The organism is Escherichia sp. WS568 (assembly GCF_046486085.1).
Taxonomy (GTDB): Bacteria; Pseudomonadota; Gammaproteobacteria; order Enterobacterales; family Enterobacteriaceae; genus Escherichia; species Escherichia coli.
In genome coordinates this window covers 322,107-342,466 of sequence record NZ_JBJQMC010000002.1, presented here as the reverse complement: position 1 = coordinate 342,466, position 20,360 = coordinate 322,107, and the positions used below count along the sequence as shown (strand labels likewise).

Here is a 20,360-nt window from a genome sequence, read left to right as displayed (position 1 = left end):
AACAGCTAACATGTAAATAACCTTCAACACCGTGTAATTTGCAACAAGCCGCACAATTCACGAAATTAGCGCCATCATCGACGGAACTTCTTATAACGTAAGGTGAAAAGCTGTAAAGCCAGCCCTGCGAAGATGAGGGGCTGCAATGAGATAATCTTCACAGACCACAAATAATGTAGGGATGCCAGGATCGCGACAAGATAGACGACATTACGCAGCGGTTGCTGGGGATTACCCAATTTTCACTGCATCGTCTGGATAGATGTGAATGCTAAAGCACGCAAAATCAACCGCCTGATAATGCTCAGCATGAAATAGGTTTAAGTGGTTAATTTGTAATCAAATAAAATCAGATTATTCCCCCCATTTTGCAGAAGGTAAACTGTTTTGTCAGGCGGCAGTGCGGCTATGTGATGCATTCAGAATTTGCCGCGTGACAATAAAAAAGCCGATTTGGTGGCAAAATCGGCTTCGGTGAGTTTGCAGCATTCATCACATACTCCGACAAGCTTTTTCAAGCATGACGGAGGTTGCGTTAATGCAAGGTTTCTACCCAGGGATAAAAGTGACCGTTACGGCGGATGAATATCTGTGTTGTCAGAGGATGGTCATCCTCACGGAAGCATTGTTCTGTTAACTGTCGTAATGCGCTGAGATTTGCTGGCTGATCATTGTAGGTGAAAAACAGTTTTCCTCTGGAGGGAACAGTCACTAACAGGTCGCCGCATTCAGGATCGGGTGATTGCACCCAAAGATCGTCAATGAGCATCAGACTGGGCTCATAAGTACCCCCTGCGGAGATAACGGCAACTTTTCCAGCGTTTGCGCCTGTATCAACGATTTCAGCCGAAACTTCCGGCAATATTTGCTTCAAATTATTGATGGCTTGTTCGCGGTCAATGGTCACTTCGTAGCGCATCAGATAGCGCATGGTTTCGCTACCATCTTCAGCAAACAAGATAATTAACTCATCGTTAAAGTCTTCCCAGGCAAAATCCAGCGAGGCGTTGAGGATCTCTGGATCAGATTCATACTGGCTAAGCTGTTGGCGAACGGTATCCAGCCAGGCTTTTTCTTTAATCACCGGAACAATACAGCGCCCGGTCGGCAGCATTTCTGCAAGCTGTTTCAGCATATCTGCAGCCACTTCTTCCAGCGGGTCTGGTGCGGCTTGATAACGTTTGTAGGCATCATCAAGAGTGATTTCCACCGTTTGGTGACCCGTATCAATGCGCATCAATTTATGGTCAGTCGAAATCATGACTTTCCAGTTTGGATGATGTTGTACAACTTCATGACCAAGATGTTCGACGAAAGCTGTCCGGCTAACCGCTTTTCCCGTTAACCGATTGAATAATGATTTCAAAATGAGTTCCCTCTCTTATTAATCCTTGCTAAATGGTTAGTTAACCTTCACCAGCGTGCGCCCCTGGATCTGGTTATTAATGATGGCCTCGGCAAACTTCGGTGCCTCTGCCAGAGATATCTCTTTTGCCGCCTGGGTATAGAATGATTCCGGTAAATCGGCGACCAATCGCTGCCAGGCTTGTGCGCGGCGTGCTGGTGGCGTCATTACTGAATCCACCCCCTGTAAACGGACATTACGCAGAATAAATGGCATGACCGTGGTTGGCAGAGTAAAACCACCCGCCAGACCACAGGCCGCCACGCAGCCGCCGTAATTCATTTGCGCCAGCACTTTTGCCAGCACTTTGTCGCCAACGGTGTCAATTGCCCCAGCCCAGACTTGTTTTTCCAGAGGACGGGATTCGGCAAACTCATCGCGAGGGAGAATACGGCTGGCACCTAAACTTTTCAGATATTCATGGGTACTTTCGCGACCGGAAACGGCAACGACCTGATAACCCAACTTATGCAGCAGCGCCACGGCGGTACTGCCGACGCCACCACTGGCACCCGTCACGACAATCTCCCCATCCTGCGGGCGAACACCGGCATCTTCCAGCGCCATCACACACAACATGGCGGTAAAACCGGCAGTACCGATAATCATTGCTTTACGCGCGTCCAGCCCTTGCGGCATGGCAACCAGCCAGTCACCTTTCACTCGCGCCTGTTCCGCCAGCCCACCCCAGTGGTTTTCACCAACGCCCCAGCCAGTGAGTAACACCTCCTGACCGGCATGAAAACGCGGATCTTCGCTGGTGCGTACAGTTCCGGCAAAATCGATCCCAGGAATCATCGGAAAATTACGGATGATTTTTCCCTTACCGGTAATTGCCAGCGCATCTTTGTAGTTCAGGCTCGACCAGTGAACATCAACCGTGACATCGCCCTCCGGCAGGCGACTTTCGTCCAGAGTCTGTACCGATGCGAGAGTTTTGCCGTCCTGCTGTTCTAAAAGTAACGCCTGCATAAGTGGTCCTCATGTGCATGATGGATTGGAAAATAATTTCTGAAGACTATACTCGCTAATGGAAAAGCAAAGCCGATGAAGCGCAATAAATTGCGAGATAAATCTGATTTGCTAGTATGCCCGCTTCCTCACTATCGGAGTTAACACAAGGATGAGATTAACGACGAAATTTTCGGCCTTTGTTACGCTGCTCACCGGGTTAACAATTTTTGTGACTTTGCTGGGCTGTTCGCTAAGTTTCTACAACGCCATTCAGTATAAGTTTAGTCATCGTGTTCAGGCGGTGGCGACGGCGATCGATACCCACCTGGTGTCGAATGACTTCAGCACATTAAGGCCACAAATTACCGAATTAATGATGTCGGCAGATATCGTTCGTGTAGACCTGCTCCATGGTGATAAGCAGGTTTATACCCTGGCCAGAAATGGTAGTTATCGTCCGGTTGGCACCAACGATCTATTTCGTGAACTGAGCGTTCCGTTGATAAAGCATCCGGGGATGTCGCTGCGTCTGGTTTATCAGGATCCGATGGGCAACTATTTCCATTCGTTGATGACCACCGCGCCGCTCACGGGGGCGATTGGCTTTATCATTCTTATGCTCTTCCTGGCGGTACGCTGGTTACAACGGCAACTTGCCGGGCAAGAATTGCTGGAAACCCGGGCTACTCGTATCTTAAACGGTGAGCGTGGCTCTAATGTGTTGGGAACCATCTATGAATGGCCGCCCAGAACCAGCAGTGCGCTGGATACGCTGCTTCGTGAAATTCAGAACGCACGCGAACAACACAGCCGTCTTGATACGCTGATCCGCTCTTATGCCGCCCAGGACATGAAAACCGGCCTCAATAACCGACTCTTCTTCGATAATCAGTTAGCAACGTTACTGGAAGATCAGGAGAAAGTAGGTACCCACGGGATCGTGATGATGATTCGTCTGCCGGATTTCAATATGTTGAGTGATACCTGGGGGCACAGCCAGGTTGAAGAACAGTTCTTCTCTCTGACGAATCTGCTGTCGACATTTATGATGCGCTACCCTGGCGCACTGCTGGCGCGTTACCACCGCAGTGATTTTGCTGCGCTGTTACCGCACCGAACGTTAAAAGAGGCAGAGAGCATCGCCAGTCAGTTAATCAAAGCCGTCGATACCTTGCCGAACAATAAAATGCTCGATCGCGACGATATGATCCACATTGGTATCTGTGCCTGGCGTAGTGGTCAGGATACCGAGCAGGTAATGGAACATGCAGAGTCTGCCACGCGTAATGCGGGATTGCAGGGCGGCAATAGCTGGGCTATTTACGATGACTCGTTGCCTGAAAAAGGACGCGGTAATGTTCGCTGGCGTACGCTTATCGAGCAAATGCTGAGTCGCGGCGGCCCGCGCCTTTATCAAAAACCGGCGGTTACTCGCGAAGGTCAGGTTCATCATCGCGAACTCATGTGCCGCATCTTCGATGGTAATGAAGAGGTTAGCTCGGCGGAGTATATGCCGATGGTCTTGCAGTTTGGCTTATCGGAAGAGTATGACCGCCTGCAAATCAGCCGTCTGATTCCACTATTGCGTTACTGGCCGGAGGAAAATCTGGCGATTCAGGTTACCGTTGAGTCGCTGATTCGCCCGCGTTTTCAGCGTTGGCTGCGCGATACGTTAATGCAATGTGAAAGATCGCAACGAAAACGCATAATTATTGAACTTGCAGAGGCCGATGTAGGTCAACATATCAGTCGCTTACAACCTGTTATTCGTTTAGTGAATGCTTTAGGGGTACGGGTAGCCGTCAACCAGGCTGGTTTGACGCTGGTAAGCACCAGTTGGATCAAAGAACTTAATGTTGAGTTACTCAAGCTCCATCCGGGGCTGGTCAGAAACATTGAGAAGCGAACGGAGAACCAGCTGCTGGTTCAAAGCCTGGTGGAAGCCTGCTCCGGGACCAGCACCCAGGTTTACGCCACCGGCGTGCGTTCGCGAAGCGAGTGGCAGACCCTGATTCAGCGCGGTGTTACAGGTGGGCAAGGGGATTTTTTCGCGTCCTCACAGCCACTTGATACTAACGTGAAAAAATATTCACAAAGATACTCGGTTTAACCTGCCGTTTAATCCGTTTTCACGTAGAATAACGCGCGCTGCGTCTCATGGGAGTGTGCTTGTCTGCTCGCCAGATTGTTGCAGCACATATGCAGATGAATGACCTTACGCGGTTGCAAACAGGCGAGGAATGCTGCTGATGCATTAAGCCTTTCTGGACTCAGGCAGAGATTTGTAACAAAGGAAACGAACTGCACTAATTTTCACCGTAGCAGATGATTTTTGCGCCTTGTCGCTGCTGCGTGTGGTTGGTAAAGTAAGCGGATTTTCTTTTCCGCCCCAGCTTTCAGGATTATCCCTTAGTATGTTGAAAAAATTTCGTGGCATGTTTTCCAATGACTTGTCCATTGACCTGGGTACTGCGAATACCCTCATTTATGTAAAAGGACAAGGCATCGTATTGAATGAGCCTTCCGTGGTGGCCATTCGTCAGGATCGTGCCGGTTCACCGAAAAGCGTAGCTGCAGTAGGTCATGACGCGAAGCAGATGCTGGGCCGTACGCCGGGCAATATTGCTGCCATTCGCCCAATGAAAGACGGCGTTATCGCCGACTTCTTCGTGACTGAAAAAATGCTCCAGCACTTCATCAAACAAGTGCACAGCAACAGCTTTATGCGTCCAAGCCCGCGCGTTCTGGTTTGTGTGCCGGTTGGCGCGACCCAGGTTGAACGCCGCGCAATTCGTGAATCCGCGCAGGGCGCTGGTGCCCGTGAAGTCTTCCTGATTGAAGAACCGATGGCTGCCGCAATTGGTGCTGGCCTGCCGGTTTCTGAAGCGACCGGTTCTATGGTGGTTGATATCGGTGGTGGTACTACTGAAGTTGCTGTTATCTCCTTGAACGGCGTGGTTTACTCCTCTTCCGTGCGCATTGGTGGTGACCGTTTCGACGAAGCTATCATCAACTATGTACGTCGTAATTACGGTTCTCTGATCGGTGAAGCCACCGCAGAACGTATCAAGCACGAAATCGGTTCGGCTTACCCGGGCGATGAAGTCCGTGAAATCGAAGTTCGTGGCCGTAACCTTGCAGAAGGTGTTCCACGCGGTTTTACCCTGAACTCCAACGAAATCCTCGAAGCACTGCAGGAACCGCTGACCGGTATTGTGAGCGCGGTAATGGTTGCACTGGAACAGTGCCCGCCGGAACTGGCTTCCGACATCTCCGAGCGCGGCATGGTGCTCACCGGTGGTGGCGCACTGCTGCGTAACCTTGACCGTTTGTTAATGGAAGAAACCGGCATTCCAGTCGTTGTTGCTGAAGACCCGCTGACCTGTGTGGCGCGCGGTGGCGGCAAAGCGCTGGAAATGATCGACATGCACGGCGGCGACCTGTTCAGCGAAGAGTAATCGGATGCAGGCAGGGGAAGCGTCTGTTTACCCTGCCTGGTCTGATACGAGAATACGCATAACTTATGAAGCCAATTTTTAGCCGTGGCCCGTCGCTACAGATTCGCCTTATTCTGGCGGTGCTGGTGGCGCTCGGCATTATTATTGCCGACAGCCGCCTGGGGACGTTCAGTCAAATCCGTACTTATATGGATACCGCCGTCAGCCCTTTCTACTTTGTTTCCAATGCTCCTCGTGAATTGCTGGATGGCGTATCGCAGACGCTGGCCTCGCGTGACCAACTAGAACTTGAAAACCGGGCGTTACGTCAGGAACTGTTGCTGAAAAACAGTGAACTGCTGATGCTTGGACAATACAAACAGGAGAACGCGCGTCTGCGCGAACTGCTGGGTTCCCCGCTGCGTCAGGATGAGCAGAAAATGGTGACTCAGGTTATCTCCACGGTTAACGACCCTTATAGCGATCAAGTTGTTATCGATAAAGGTAGCGTTAATGGCGTTTATGAAGGCCAGCCGGTCATCAGCGACAAAGGTGTTGTTGGTCAGGTGGTGGCCGTCGCTAAACTGACCAGTCGCGTGCTGCTGATTTGTGATGCGACCCACGCGCTGCCAATCCAGGTGCTGCGCAACGATATCCGCGTAATTGCAGCCGGTAACGGTTGTACGGATGATTTGCAGCTTGAGCATTTGCCAGCGAATACGGATATTCGTGTTGGTGATGTGCTGGTGACTTCCGGTCTGGGCGGTCGTTTCCCGGAAGGCTATCCGGTCGCGGTTGTCTCTTCCGTAAAACTCGATACCCAGCGCGCTTATACTGTGATTCAGGCGCGTCCGACTGCAGGGCTGCAACGTTTGCGTTATCTGCTGCTGCTGTGGGGCGCGGATCGTAACGGCGCTAACCCGATGACGCCGGAAGAGGTGCATCGTGTTGCTAATGAACGTCTGATGCAGATGATGCCGCAGGTATTGCCTTCACCAGACGCGATGGGGCCAAAGTTACCCGAACCGGCAACGGGGATCGCTCAGCCGACTCCGCAGCAACCGGCGACAGGAAATGCAGCTACTGCGCCTGCTGCGCCGACACAGCCCGCTGCTAATCGCTCTCCACAAAGGGCTACGCCGCCGCAAAGTGGTGCTCAACCGCCTGCGCGTGCGCCGGGAGGGCAATAGTGGCGAGCTATCGTAGCCAGGGACGCTGGGTAATCTGGCTCTCTTTCCTTATTGCGCTTTTGCTGCAAATCATGCCCTGGCCGGACAACCTGATAGTTTTCCGGCCAAACTGGGTGTTACTCATCTTGTTGTATTGGATCCTGGCCTTGCCTCATCGCGTAAATGTGGGCACAGGTTTTGTGATGGGTGCCATACTGGATCTGATCAGCGGCTCGACACTTGGCGTACGCGTATTGGCGATGAGCATCATTGCTTACCTGGTGGCGCTGAAATACCAGCTTTTCCGCAACCTCGCATTATGGCAGCAGGCGCTGGTCGTCATGTTGCTTTCGCTGGTGGTGGATATTATTGTTTTCTGGGCAGAGTTTTTAGTGATTAACGTCTCTTTCAGACCGGAAGTGTTCTGGAGTAGTGTAGTCAATGGAGTGCTCTGGCCGTGGATTTTCTTGCTGATGCGTAAAGTCCGTCAGCAGTTTGCAGTGCAATAAAGGTTTCTATGACTTCTCTGTATTTAGCTTCCGGTTCTCCGCGTCGTCAGGAGTTACTTGCGCAACTTGGCGTAACCTTTGAACGTATTGTTACGGGCATTGAGGAGCAGCGTCAGCCGCAGGAGAGCGCGCAGCAATATGTTGTGCGTCTGGCGCGCGAGAAAGCACAGGCGGGTGTCGCGCAAACGGCGCAGGATCTCCCGGTGCTGGGTGCGGATACTATCGTTATCCTGAATGGAGAAGTGCTGGAGAAACCGCGCGACGCAGAGCATGCGGTGCAGATGTTGCGCAAATTATCGGGTCAGACCCATCAGGTAATGACGGCAGTGGCGTTGGCCGACAGCCAGCACATTCTCGATTGCCTGGTGGTCACCGATGTGACTTTCAGAACGTTAACAGACGAAGACATCGCGGGCTATGTCGCCAGCGGTGAACCGTTAGATAAAGCAGGTGCATACGGTATTCAGGGGCTGGGTGGCTGTTTTGTCAGGAAGATAAATGGCAGCTATCACGCCGTAGTCGGCTTACCGCTGGTTGAAACGTATGAATTATTAAGTAATTTTAACGCACTGCGTGAGAAAAGGGATAAACATGACGGCTGAATTGTTAGTAAACGTAACGCCTTCGGAAACGCGAGTGGCGTATATTGATGGCGGTATTCTGCAGGAAATTCATATTGAACGTGAGGCGCGACGCGGAATAGTAGGCAATATCTACAAGGGTCGTGTAAGTCGTGTACTTCCGGGTATGCAGGCGGCTTTTGTAGATATTGGGCTGGATAAAGCCGCGTTTCTTCATGCATCCGACATCATGCCGCACACCGAATGTGTGGCGGGTGAAGAACAAAAGCAATTCACGGTGCGCGACATCTCGGAGCTGGTCCGTCAGGGGCAAGATCTGATGGTGCAGGTGGTGAAAGATCCGCTTGGCACTAAAGGTGCGCGCCTGACCACCGATATCACGCTGCCTTCTCGCTATCTGGTGTTTATGCCAGGTGCTTCTCACGTTGGGGTATCCCAACGTATTGAAAGCGAATCAGAACGTGAACGCCTGAAAAAAGTGGTCGCAGAGTATTGTGACGAGCAGGGCGGGTTTATCATCCGTACTGCAGCGGAAGGGGTTGGCGAGGCTGAACTGGCCTCCGATGCCGCTTATCTGAAACGCGTCTGGACCAAAGTTATGGAGCGTAAAAAGCGCCCACAGACCCGTTATCAGCTGTACGGCGAACTGGCGCTGGCGCAGCGTGTTCTGCGTGATTTCGCCGACGCCGAACTCGACCGCATTCGCGTTGACTCACGCCTGACTTACGAAGCATTGCTGGAGTTTACCTCGGAGTACATTCCCGAGATGACCAGCAAGCTGGAGCATTACACCGGACGCCAGCCGATTTTCGATCTCTTTGATGTCGAAAACGAAATTCAGCGAGCGCTGGAACGCAAAGTAGAACTGAAATCCGGTGGCTATCTGATTATCGACCAGACCGAAGCGATGACCACCGTGGACATCAATACCGGGGCGTTTGTCGGTCATCGCAATCTGGACGACACCATTTTCAATACCAATATTGAAGCGACGCAGGCTATCGCTCGCCAGTTACGGTTGCGCAATCTGGGCGGGATTATCATTATTGATTTCATCGACATGAATAATGAAGATCACCGTCGCCGCGTGTTGCATTCGCTGGAGCAGGCGTTGAGCAAAGACCGGGTGAAAACCAGCGTTAATGGTTTTTCGGCGCTGGGGCTGGTGGAGATGACGCGTAAACGCACCCGCGAAAGCATTGAGCACGTACTGTGTAACGAATGCCCAACCTGCCACGGTCGCGGAACGGTGAAAACCGTGGAAACGGTATGCTATGAAATCATGCGCGAGATTGTTCGTGTCCACCATGCTTACGACTCCGACCGTTTCCTGGTCTATGCTTCTCCGGCAGTAGCCGAAGCCTTGAAAGGCGAAGAGTCACACTCGCTGGCGGAAGTGGAAATTTTCGTTGGCAAACAGGTTAAAGTACAAATTGAACCGCTCTATAACCAGGAGCAGTTTGACGTCGTAATGATGTAAACAGATGCTGGGCCGCCATCCGGCAAAGGGTTTTTGAGTCACATTTTTAGCAGACAAGGAGTGACGGGTGAGGCGATTGCCGGGGATTTTACTGCTTACTGGAGCTGCGCTCGTTGTGATCGCTGCCCTGCTGGTTAGCGGCCTGCGTATTGCTTTACCGCATCTTGACGCCTGGCGTCCGGAAATCCTCAACAAAATAGAATCCGCGACTGGCATGCCGGTAGAAGCCAGTCAGCTCTCAGCCAGCTGGCAGAATTTTGGTCCGACGCTTGAAGCACACGACATCCGTGCAGAACTAAAAGATGGCGGCGAATTTTCGGTTAAACGCGTTACTCTTGCGCTAGATGTCTGGCAGAGCCTGTTACATATGCGCTGGCAGTTTCGCGACCTCACTTTCTGGCATCTGCGCTTTCGCACCAACACTCCTATCACCAGCGGCGGTGGTAATGATAGCCTGGAAGCCAGTCACATCAGCGATCTGTTTCTTCGTCAATTTGACCATTTCGATCTCCGCGACAGTGAAGTCAGTTTCCTGACGCCATCCGGTCAGCGCGCCGAGCTGGCGATCCCACAGCTCACCTGGCTGAACGATCCACGTCGACACCGTGCGGAAGGCCTGGTAAGCCTCTCCAGCCTTACCGGACAGCACGGCGTGATGCAGGTGCGTATGGATTTGCGCGATGATGAGGGGTTGTTAAGCAATGGTCGCGTCTGGCTCCAGGCGGATGACATCGACCTGAAGCCGTGGCTCGGTAAATGGATGCAGGACAATATTGCGCTGGAAACGGCACAGTTCTCCCTTGAAGGCTGGATGACGATCGACAAAGGCGATGTAACCGGCGGTGACGTCTGGCTGAAACAGGGCGGTGCCAGCTGGTTGGGCGAGAAGGAAACACATACGCTGTCGGTGGATAATCTGACTGCGCATATTACGCGTGAAAATCCGGGATGGCAGTTCTCTATTCCCGATACACGGATCACGATGGACGGCAAACCCTGGCCGAGCGGAGCATTGACGCTGGCCTGGATACCGGAACAGGACGTTGGCGGCAAAGACAATAAACGCAGTGACGAACTCCGGATTCGTGCCAGTAATCTGGAGCTGGCAGGCCTGGAGGGCGTACGCCCGTTGGCCGCGAAACTTTCACCTGCACTGGGTGATGTTTGGCGCTCCACACAACCGAGCGGCAAGATTAACACTCTGGCGCTGGATATCCCGCTTCAGGCGGCAGACAAGACCCGTTTTCAGGCATCGTGGAGCGATCTGGCCTGGAAGCAATGGAAATTATTACCGGGTGCGGAACACTTCTCCGGGACGCTTTCCGGCAGCGTAGAAAATGGTTTGCTTACTGCGTCGATGAAGCAGGCAAAGATGCCTTACGAAACGGTATTCCGCGCGCCACTGGAAATCGCCGACGGCCAGGCAACGATAAGCTGGCTGAACAATGACAAAGGTTTCCAGCTGGATGGACGTAATATTGACGTTAAAGCCAAAGCCGTCCATGCGCGCGGCGGTTTTCGTTACCTGCAACCTGCTAACGATGAACCCTGGCTGGGGATTCTGGCTGGCATCAGTACCGACGATGGTTCACAAGCCTGGCGCTATTTCCCGGAAAACTTGATGGGTAAAGACCTGGTTGATTACTTAAGTGGCGCGATTCAGGGCGGTGAAGCGGATAACGCGACGCTGGTTTATGGTGGCAATCCGCAACTCTTCCCCTATAAACACAACGAAGGTCAGTTTGAAGTGCTGGTGCCGCTGCGCAACGCGAAGTTTGCCTTCCAGCCGGACTGGCCTGCATTAACTAACCTTGATATTGAACTGGACTTTATTAACGACGGTTTATGGATGAAAACCGATGGCGTTAATCTGGGCGGCGTGCGTGCGAGTAATCTCACCGCAGTGATCCCTGACTACTCAAAAGAAAAACTGCTGATTGACGCTGACATTAAAGGCCCGGGTAAAGCCGTTGGCCCTTACTTTGATGAGACACCGCTGAAAGATTCTCTGGGGGCGACCCTGCAAGAACTCCAGCTCGACGGCGATGTGAATGCTCGCTTACATCTCGATATTCCGCTGAACGGCGAACTGGTAACCGCGAAAGGTGAAGTGACGCTGCGTAATAACAGTCTGTTTATCAAACCACTCGACAGCACCCTGAAAAATTTGAGCGGTAAATTCAGCTTTATCAATGGCGATCTGCAAAGTGAACCACTGACAGCAAGCTGGTTTAATCAGCCGTTGAACGTGGATTTTTCCACCAAAGAAGGGGCAAAAGCCTACCAGGTCGCGGTGAATCTCAACGGTAACTGGCAACCAGCGAAAACCGGCGTTCTGCCTGAAGCGGTGAACGAAGCATTAAGTGGCAGCGTGGCGTGGGATGGTAAAGTGGGCATTGAGCTGCCTTATCATGCTGGCGCGACGTATAACGTAGAGCTGAATGGCGATTTGAAGAATGTGAGCAGTCACTTACCTTCACCGTTAGCCAAACCTGCGGGTGAACCACTACCGGTAAACGTTAAGGTTGATGGCAATCTCAACAGCTTTGAATTAACCGGACAGGCTGGTGCGGATAACCATTTCAATAGCCGCTGGTTGCTCGGTCAAAAGCTGACGCTCGATCGTGCTATATGGGCGGCAGACAGTAAAACGCTCCCGCCGTTGCCGGAACAAAGTGGCGTTGAACTCAATATGCCGCCGATGAATGGTGCCGAGTGGCTGGCCCTGTTCCAGAAAGGCGCGGCGGAGAGTGTCGGTGGTGCAGCGAGTTTCCCACAACACATAACGTTACGTACGCCTATGTTGTCGCTGGGAAATCAGCAATGGAATAACCTGAGCATTGTTTCGCAACCGACGGCAAATGGCACCCAGGTTGAGGCGCAAGGGCGTGAAATCAACGCCACGCTGGCGATGCGTAATAACGCGCCGTGGCTGGCGAATATCAAATATCTTTATTACAACCCAAGCGTGCCGAAAACTCATGGTGACTCAACGAATTCATCACCTTTCCTGACAACGGAGCGCATTAGCTTCCGTGGCTGGCCGGACGCACAAATACGATGCGCAGAGTGCTGGTTCTGGGGGCAAAAATTCGGGCGCATTGACAGTGATATCACCATTTCTGGCAATACATTAACGCTGACTAATGGACTGATTGATACTGGTTTTTCGCGGCTCACTGCCGATGGTGAATGGGTTAACAATCCGGGAAATGAACGCACTTCGCTGAAAGGAAAACTGCGTGGGCAGAAAATTGATGCCGCCGCAGAATTTTTTGGTGTCACGACGCCCATACGGCAGTCGTCATTTAATGTGGATTACGATTTACACTGGCGCAAAGCACCCTGGCAACCAGATGAGGCGACGTTGAATGGCATCATTCATACTCAACTGGGCAAAGGCGAAATTACCGAAATCAATACCGGACATGCCGGGCAATTGCTGCGCTTATTGAGCGTTGATGCCCTGATGCGTAAGCTGCGTTTTGATTTCAGAGACACTTTTGGCGAAGGGTTCTATTTTGACTCCATTCGCAGCACCGCGTGGATTAAAGACGGCGTTATGCACACCGACGACACGCTGGTGGATGGCCTGGAAGCGGACATCGCTATGAAAGGGTCGGTAAATCTGGTACGTCGCGACCTGAATATGGAAGCGGTTGTCGCACCAGAGATTTCTGCGACGGTGGGTGTGGCTGCGGCCTTTGCGGTTAACCCCATTGTTGGCGCGGCAGTGTTTGCCGCCAGTAAAGTGCTGGGACCGCTGTGGAGCAAAGTCTCCATTTTGCGCTATCACATTTCGGGTCCGCTGGACGATCCGCAAATCAACGAAGTGTTGCGACAACCGCGTAAAGAAAAAGCGCAATGATTTGACGAGGGCGCGTAATTGCCCCAATCTCATAGGATAATCGTTGCCAAAGGCCAACGAGCCAGAACATAACCGTAGGCCGGATAGGGCGTTCACGCCGCATCCGGCAGCCGTAAAAAATCCTCTACTGCAGTAACTAACGAGTAGCAAAAACGATGAGTCTTAACCTGGTAAGTGAACAATTGCTAGCGGCGAACGGCCTGAAACATCAGGACTTGTTCGCGATCCTCGGTCAACTGGCCGAACGTCGCCTTGATTATGGCGATCTCTATTTTCAGTCGAGCTATCACGAATCCTGGGTTTTAGAAGACCGCATTATTAAAGATGGTTCTTACAACATCGATCAGGGCGTTGGTGTGCGTGCAATCAGCGGTGAAAAAACCGGATTTGCTTACGCTGACCAAATCAGCCTGCTGGCGCTGGAACAAAGTGCGCAAGCGGCGCGCACCATCGTCCGTGATAGTGGTGATGGCAAAGTACAGACGCTGGGCGCGGTAGAGCATAGCCCGTTGTATACCTCGGTAGATCCGCTGCAAAGCATGAGCCGTGAAGAGAAGCTGGATATCCTGCGTCGCGTCGATAAGGTTGCCCGCGAAGCGGACAAGCGCGTACAAGAAGTGACTGCCAGCCTCAGCGGCGTTTATGAATTAATTCTGGTTGCGGCCACCGACGGCACGCTGGCGGCGGATGTTCGTCCGCTGGTGCGTCTTTCCGTGAGCGTTCTGGTCGAAGAAGATGGCAAACGCGAACGCGGTGCCAGTGGCGGCGGCGGTCGTTTTGGTTATGAGTTCTTCCTTGCCGATCTCGACGGTGAAGTCCGTGCGGATGCATGGGCAAAAGAAGCTGTGCGTATGGCGCTGGTCAATCTTTCTGCCGTCGCCGCACCAGCAGGCACCATGCCGGTAGTACTTGGCGCAGGTTGGCCGGGCGTGCTGTTGCATGAAGCGGTGGGTCACGGTCTGGAAGGCGACTTCAACCGCCGTGGCACTTCAGTATTTAGTGGACAGGTCGGGGAGCTGGTGGCTTCAGAACTGTGTACCGTGGTTGATGACGGTACGATGGTCGATCGCCGTGGTTCGGTGGCGATTGATGACGAAGGTACGCCAGGCCAGTACAACGTGCTGATTGAGAACGGCATTCTGAAAGGCTACATGCAGGATAAACTCAACGCGCGTTTGATGGGGATGACGCTGACTGGCAACGGTCGCCGTGAATCCTACGCCCATCTGCCCATGCCGCGTATGACCAACACCTATATGCTGCCGGGTAAATCGACCCCGCAGGAAATTATTGAATCCGTTGAGTACGGTATCTATGCACCGAACTTTGGTGGCGGTCAGGTGGATATCACCTCCGGCAAATTCGTTTTCTCCACTTCAGAAGCGTATCTGATTGAAAACGGTAAAGTAACGAAGCCGGTGAAAGGCGCAACGTTGATTGGTTCCGGTATCGAAACCATGCAGCAGATTTCGATGGTTGGCAACGACCTGAAACTGGATAACGGCGTGGGTGTCTGCGGTAAAGAAGGGCAAAGTTTGCCGGTTGGCGTGGGCCAGCCAACGCTGAAAGTTGATAACCTGACTGTTGGCGGTACTGCGTAATAATTTCAGTATTTTCAGAAGGATAATTAATCCTTCTCCGTGTACGAACGGTCCCCTCGCCCCTCTGGGGTTAGGGTGAGGGGAACCCGTTGGCACAGGTTTGTACTACGTAACAGTACAATATTAATTACTTCTCTTTCCCGCGCCCGTGCATCTCCTGAAACAATTTACCGACCTCAACAAAATAATCCGTCAGCGAGTTGATCACGACCTGTACCTTCAGCGGTAGCTTATCTTTTTCGGTATACAACGCATAAACCGGGCGTGGATCTGACTGGTAACGCGGCAGCAGGATCTCCAGTTCCCCGCGATTGATCTCGTTGATCACCCACATCAGCGGCACGTAGGCGATCCCGGCACCCGCCGTCAGCCAGCGCACCAGCGTCATCGGATCATTAGTCACAAATCTTCCTTGTGGGATCAGGCGAGTCGAGATCCCTTCCGGTGCGATCAGTTCAAATTCATTGTCGGGCCGCACGCTGTATTCAAGCCATGAATGACTACTCAAATCGGCGGGTTTTTCCGGTATGCCGTATTGTGTGAGATAGCTTTTCGCGGCGCACACCACCATCGGCATCGCGCCCAGACGGCGGGAAAACAGGCTGGAATCCTGCAACGCGCCGACGCGGATCACCACATCCAGACCATCGGCAATCAGGTCGGGGGCAGGAATTCCGGTAACCAGATTGACGCTCAAACCTGGGTATTCTTTCAGCATTTTTGCTGTCAGCCCGGCGAGAACATTTTGTGCCATAGTTGAAGAACAGCCAATGCGCAGCGTCCCGATGGGGGTGTTATTGAAGGCATACAGTTGCTCATGAACATCCTGCACTTCATGGAGCATCCGACGGCAGCCCTGGTAGTAAATTCTACCGGCTTCGGTCAGGCCAATGCTGCGTGTGCTACGGTTTAACAGCTTTACCTGTAACTCATCTTCCAGTTTTGACACCGTCTGACTGATGGACGAAACGCTCATCTGTAGCTGTCTGGCGGCGGCGGTAAAAGAGCCAAATTCAACTACTTTGGCAAACACCGACATGCGTTTTAGTCGTTCCATTATTCACTCTGACTTAAAAGTGATTTAGATCACATAATATAGATAACAGCATAACAGTTACGCTAATATATTAAATATCAATCTACAGCAATGTTGCTCTCGCCCGGCTTTCCATGCCCTTCTCTGCGGCGACAGATGCTGAAAATAATAACGCCTGCTCTCTCTATACAACCAAGGTCAACATGAGTCTGTTTCCCGTTATCGTGGTGTTTGGGCTGTCCTTCCCACCGATATTTTTTGAATTGCTTTTATCACTGGCGATTTTCTGGCTGGTGCGCCGGGTACTTGTGCCAACAGGTATCTACGACTTTGTCTGGCATCCGGCGTTGTTCAACACCGCGCTCTATTGCTGCTTGTTTTATTTGATATCGCGACTGTTCGTTTGAGGTTGAAGTGAAAACACTAATAAGAAAATTCTCCCGTACGGCCATCACGGTCGTATTAGTCATTCTGGCCTTCATCGCAATTTTTAATGCCTGGGTCTATTACACCGAATCCCCGTGGACGCGTGACGCGCGCTTTAGCGCTGACGTCGTTGCGATCGCGCCGGACGTTTCTGGACTCATTACCCAGGTGAATGTTCATGATAACCAGCTGGTGAAAAAAGGACAGGTACTGTTCACCATCGACCAGCCGCGTTATCAAAAGGCGCTTGAGGAAGCGCAAGCCGATGTTGCTTATTATCAGGTACTGGCACAGGAGAAACGCCAGGAGGCCGGACGTCGTAACCGTCTCGGTGTGCAGGCGATGTCTCGCGAAGAGATCGACCAGGCCAACAACGTACTACAAACAGTTCTGCATCAGTTAGCGAAAGCGCAGGCGACCCGCGATCTGGCAAAACTGGATCTTGAACGTACAGTCATCCGCGCGCCAGCAGATGGCTGGGTGACCAACCTCAACGTCTATACCGGTGAGTTTATTACCCGTGGATCAACGGCGGTTGCGCTGGTGAAACAGAACTCCTTCTATGTACTGGCCTATATGGAAGAAACTAAGCTGGAAGGGGTGCGCCCTGGGTATCGTGCGGAGATCACGCCGCTTGGCAGTAACAAAGTGCTGAAAGGGACTGTTGATAGTGTTGCCGCTGGGGTCACCAACGCCAGCAGCACGCGTGACGACAAAGGGATGGCGACCATCGACTCTAACCTTGAATGGGTGCGTTTGGCGCAACGTGTTCCGGTTCGTATTCGTCTCGACAACCAGCAAGAGAACATCTGGCCTGCGGGCACCACTGCTACAGTGGTGGTCACTGGCAAACAAGATCGCGACGAAAGCCAGGATTCGTTCTTCCGTAAAATGGCCCATCGCCTGCGTGAGTTTGGTTAATCACGATGGGTATTTTCTCCATTGCTAACCAACATATTCGCTTTGCGGTAAAACTGGCGACCGCCATTGTACTGGCGCTGTTTGTTGGCTTTCACTTCCAGCTGGAAACGCCACGCTGGGCGGTACTGACAGCGGCGATTGTTGCCGCCGGTCCGGCCTTTGCTGCGGGAGGTGAACCGTATTCTGGCGCTATTCGCTATCGTGGCTTTTTGCGCATCATCGGCACATTTATTGGCTGTATTGCCGGACTGGTAATCATCATTGCGATGATCCGCGCACCATTATTGATGATTCTGGTGTGCTGTATCTGGGCCGGTTTTTGTACCTGGATATCCTCGCTGGTACGAATAGAAAACTCGTATGCGTGGGGGCTGGCCGGTTATACCGCGCTGATCATTGTGATCACTATTCAGCCGGAACCATTGCTTACGCCGCAGTTTGCCGTCGAACGTTGTAGCGAGATCGTTATCGGTATTGTGTGTGCAATTATGGCGGATTTGCTCTTTTCTCCGCGATCGATCAAACAAGAAGTGGATCGAGAGCTGGAAAGTTTGCTGGTCGCGCAATATCAATTAATGCAACTCTGTATCAAACATGGCGATGGTGAAGTTGTCGATAAAGCCTGGGGCGATCTGGTGCGACGTACTACGGCGTTACAAGGTATGCGCAGCAACCTGAATATGGAATCTTCCCGCTGGGCGCGGGCCAATCGACGTTTAAAAGCGATCAATACGCTATCGCTGACGCTGATTACACAATCCTGCGAAACTTATCTTATTCAGAATACGCGCCCGGAATTGATCACTGATACTTTCCGCGAATTTTTTGACACGCCGGTAGAAACCGCGCAGGACGTCCACAAGCAGCTCAAACGCCTGCGGAGAGTGATCGCCTGGACCGGGGAACGGGAAACGCCTGTTACCATTTATAGCTGGGTCGCGGCGGCAACGCGTTATCAGCTTCTCAAGCGCGGCGTTATCAGTAACACAAAAATCAACGCCACCGAAGAAGAGATCCTGCAAGGCGAACCGGAAGTCAAAGTAGAGTCAGCCGAACGTCATCATGCGATGGTTAACTTCTGGCGAACCACACTTTCCTGCATTCTGGGGACGCTTTTCTGGCTGTGGACGGGCTGGACTTCCGGCAGTGGTGCAATGGTGATGATTGCGGTAGTGACGTCACTGGCAATGCGTTTGCCAAATCCACGCATGGTGGCGATCGACTTTATCTACGGGACGCTGGCCGCGCTGCCGTTAGGGCTGCTCTACTTTTTGGTGATTATCCCTAATACTCAACAGAGCATGTTGCTGCTGTGTATTAGCCTGGCAGTGCTGGGATTTTTCCTCGGTATAGAAGTACAGAAACGGCGACTGGGCTCGATGGGGGCGCTGGCCAGCACCATAAATATTATCGTGCTGGATAACCCGATGACTTTCCATTTCAGTCAGTTTCTCGACAGCGCATTAGGGCAAATCGTCGGCTGTGTGCTCGCGTTCACCGTTATTTTGCTGGTGCGGGATAAATCGCGCGACAGGACTGGACGTGTACTGCTTAATCAGTTTGTTTCTGCCGCTGTTTCCGCGATGACTACCAATGTGGCACGTCGTAAAGAGAATCACCTCCCGGCACTTTATCAGCAGCTGTTTTTGCTGATGAATAAGTTCCCAGGGGATTTGCCGAAATTTCGCCTGGCGCTGACGATGATTATCGCGCACCAGCGCCTGCGTGATGCGCCGATCCCGGTTAACGAGGATTTATCGGCGTTTCACCGACAAATGCGCCGCACAGCAGACCATGTGATATCTGCCCGTAGCGATGATAAACGTCGTCGGTACTTTGGCCAGTTGCTGGAAGAACTTGAAATCTACCAGGAAAAGCTACGCATCTGGCAAGCGCCACCGCAGGTGACGGAACCAGTACATCGGCTTACGGGTATGCTCCATAAGTATCAACATGCGTTGACCGATAGTTAAGTCAAAACCGACGCCAAAAGCGTCGGTTTTTTCATGGCTATACTTAGCAATGAACGGCAGAACTCGCCGCGAAACGTGACGGTGGCAACAGATGAATATTTATACCTTTGATTTTGATGAGATTGAGAGTCAGGAGGATTTTTATCGCGACTTCAGCCAAGCCTTTGGTCTGGCGAAAGATAAGGTACGCGATCTCGACTCACTATGGGATGTGTTAATGAACGATGTCCTGCCGCTACCACTTGAGATTGAATTTGTTCATCTGGGAGAGAAAACGCGTCGCCGTTTTGGCGCGTTAATATTGCTGTTTGATGAGGCAGAGGAAGAGCTGGAAGGGCATTTGCGTTTTAATGTTCGTCATTAGCGCAAAAAAAAGCCCCCGAACCGGGGGCAATATCGTCGGACAAGACGATGAGGGTTTATTTGTACAGTTCAGCCGTAGCGTGCCAGGTGTCACCGCTACGAGCTTCCGTAATCTGGTAGGCCGTTGCGCCTTTCTCTTCTGCTTTTTTGTTCAGCATTTCACGCATATCCATTGGCGAAGACGCCACACCACTTACGGATACGGTCCCGATTGCTTCACGATTTTGTGCTTGTGCAGCATCAATGGAGTCGGCAGCGAATGCACCGAAAGAGAGAACAGAAAGTACGCTTAATGCAGCAACAGTGGTTTTGATTTTCATGATTTTTACCTCGACATAATCTTTTAGCTGGGCCTTTGTTTCGTGACCCATATCACAAAATCAAGTATACACTAATTATTGAACTAATTAATACCACGCTAACTGTTTCAGTTGATACTAAGTGTTAAAAATGTGAATTTTAATAACAAAAAAGTATTAAAAACACGGTTATTTATTATAAATACCATATTTTTCAATTAGATAATGGATTTTGCATAATGTGCTTTTTTTACCGTATGTATTCATTGTGTGAATGATATGTCGCAGTAAAACGCACTATTCGTTAAATTAATCGCAGGGGAAAGCAGGGGGTTGAG

General features: G+C 51.7%; 16 protein-coding genes. 12 read left to right on the top strand and 4 right to left on the bottom strand.

All coding sequences use genetic code 11. The features are described from left to right. Positions 1-535: 535 nt before the first annotated feature. A complete protein-coding gene (locus tag ACJHWR_RS04045; RefSeq protein ID WP_000838294.1) occupies positions 536-1,366 on the bottom strand; it encodes a hypothetical protein in 831 nt (276 codons plus the stop codon). Positions 1,367-1,402: 36 nt separating this feature from the next. Further along, on the bottom strand, positions 1,403-2,377 hold the full coding sequence (locus ACJHWR_RS04040; RefSeq protein WP_001148472.1) for an MDR family oxidoreductase: 975 nt from the start codon (positions 2,375-2,377) through the stop codon (positions 1,403-1,405). Between the two features lie 151 nt (positions 2,378-2,528). Here ACJHWR_RS04040 and csrD point away from each other — a divergent pair, with 151 nt between their 5' ends. From csrD to tldD, 8 genes are all read left to right on the top strand, one after another. After that, on the top strand, positions 2,529-4,469 hold the full coding sequence (gene csrD / locus ACJHWR_RS04035; protein WP_001241451.1) for an RNase E specificity factor CsrD: 1,941 nt from the start codon (positions 2,529-2,531) through the stop codon (positions 4,467-4,469). A 304-nt stretch (positions 4,470-4,773) separates the two neighbouring features. Further along, a complete protein-coding gene (mreB, locus tag ACJHWR_RS04030) occupies positions 4,774-5,817 on the top strand; it encodes a rod shape-determining protein MreB (protein ID WP_000913396.1) in 1,044 nt (347 codons plus the stop codon). A 65-nt stretch (positions 5,818-5,882) separates the two neighbouring features. Next, positions 5,883-6,986: a rod shape-determining protein MreC gene (gene mreC / locus ACJHWR_RS04025; protein WP_000802511.1), complete on the top strand. Its 1,104-nt coding sequence runs from the start codon at positions 5,883-5,885 to the stop codon at positions 6,984-6,986. Next, positions 6,986-7,474: a rod shape-determining protein MreD gene (gene mreD / locus ACJHWR_RS04020; protein ID WP_000179409.1), complete on the top strand. Its 489-nt coding sequence runs from the start codon at positions 6,986-6,988 to the stop codon at positions 7,472-7,474. The genes mreC and mreD overlap by 1 nt, the downstream gene beginning before the upstream one ends. An 8-nt stretch (positions 7,475-7,482) precedes the next feature. Continuing rightward, positions 7,483-8,076: a nucleoside triphosphate pyrophosphatase YhdE gene (yhdE, locus tag ACJHWR_RS04015; RefSeq protein ID WP_000203099.1), complete on the top strand. Its 594-nt coding sequence runs from the start codon at positions 7,483-7,485 to the stop codon at positions 8,074-8,076. Further along, positions 8,066-9,535: a ribonuclease G gene (rng, locus tag ACJHWR_RS04010; protein ID WP_000123197.1), complete on the top strand. Its 1,470-nt coding sequence runs from the start codon at positions 8,066-8,068 to the stop codon at positions 9,533-9,535. Before yhdE ends, rng begins: the two co-directional genes overlap by 11 nt. A gap of 67 nt (positions 9,536-9,602) precedes the next feature. Beyond that, positions 9,603-13,403, top strand: coding sequence for an AsmA2 domain-containing protein YhdP (yhdP, locus tag ACJHWR_RS04005; protein ID WP_001253526.1), 3,801 nt, complete (start codon positions 9,603-9,605; stop codon positions 13,401-13,403). A 155-nt stretch (positions 13,404-13,558) separates the two neighbouring features. Further along, the gene (gene tldD, locus ACJHWR_RS04000; protein WP_233336608.1) at positions 13,559-15,004 is read left to right on the top strand and encodes a metalloprotease TldD; all 1,446 of its coding nucleotides are present in this window, start codon (positions 13,559-13,561) and stop codon (positions 15,002-15,004) included. Positions 15,005-15,131: 127 nt separating this feature from the next. Here tldD and aaeR read toward each other — a convergent pair whose 3' ends face one another. Next, complete coding sequence (aaeR, locus tag ACJHWR_RS03995) at positions 15,132-16,061, bottom strand: HTH-type transcriptional activator AaeR (RefSeq protein WP_000440317.1); 930 nt, start codon at positions 16,059-16,061, stop codon at positions 15,132-15,134. 182 nt (positions 16,062-16,243) lie between these two features. Between aaeR and aaeX the strand changes: the two genes are divergently transcribed. From aaeX to ACJHWR_RS03975, 4 genes are all read left to right on the top strand, one after another. After that, positions 16,244-16,447: a p-hydroxybenzoic acid efflux pump operon protein AaeX gene (aaeX, locus tag ACJHWR_RS03990; RefSeq protein WP_000051841.1), complete on the top strand. Its 204-nt coding sequence runs from the start codon at positions 16,244-16,246 to the stop codon at positions 16,445-16,447. Positions 16,448-16,454: 7 nt separating this feature from the next. Then, positions 16,455-17,387 (top strand): p-hydroxybenzoic acid efflux pump subunit AaeA, encoded by a 933-nt coding sequence (aaeA, locus tag ACJHWR_RS03985; RefSeq protein ID WP_000854033.1) that lies wholly within the window; start codon positions 16,455-16,457, stop codon positions 17,385-17,387. A 5-nt stretch (positions 17,388-17,392) separates the two neighbouring features. Then, a complete protein-coding gene (gene aaeB, locus ACJHWR_RS03980) occupies positions 17,393-19,360 on the top strand; it encodes a p-hydroxybenzoic acid efflux pump subunit AaeB (RefSeq protein WP_000510964.1) in 1,968 nt (655 codons plus the stop codon). A 91-nt stretch (positions 19,361-19,451) separates the two neighbouring features. Beyond that, on the top strand, positions 19,452-19,724 hold the full coding sequence (locus ACJHWR_RS03975; protein ID WP_001029005.1) for a barstar family protein: 273 nt from the start codon (positions 19,452-19,454) through the stop codon (positions 19,722-19,724). A gap of 55 nt (positions 19,725-19,779) precedes the next feature. Here the strand turns inward: ACJHWR_RS03975 and yhcN are convergent, their stop codons facing one another. Then, a complete protein-coding gene (yhcN, locus tag ACJHWR_RS03970; RefSeq protein WP_000695690.1) occupies positions 19,780-20,043 on the bottom strand; it encodes a peroxide/acid stress response protein YhcN in 264 nt (87 codons plus the stop codon). Positions 20,044-20,360 lie beyond the last annotated feature (317 nt).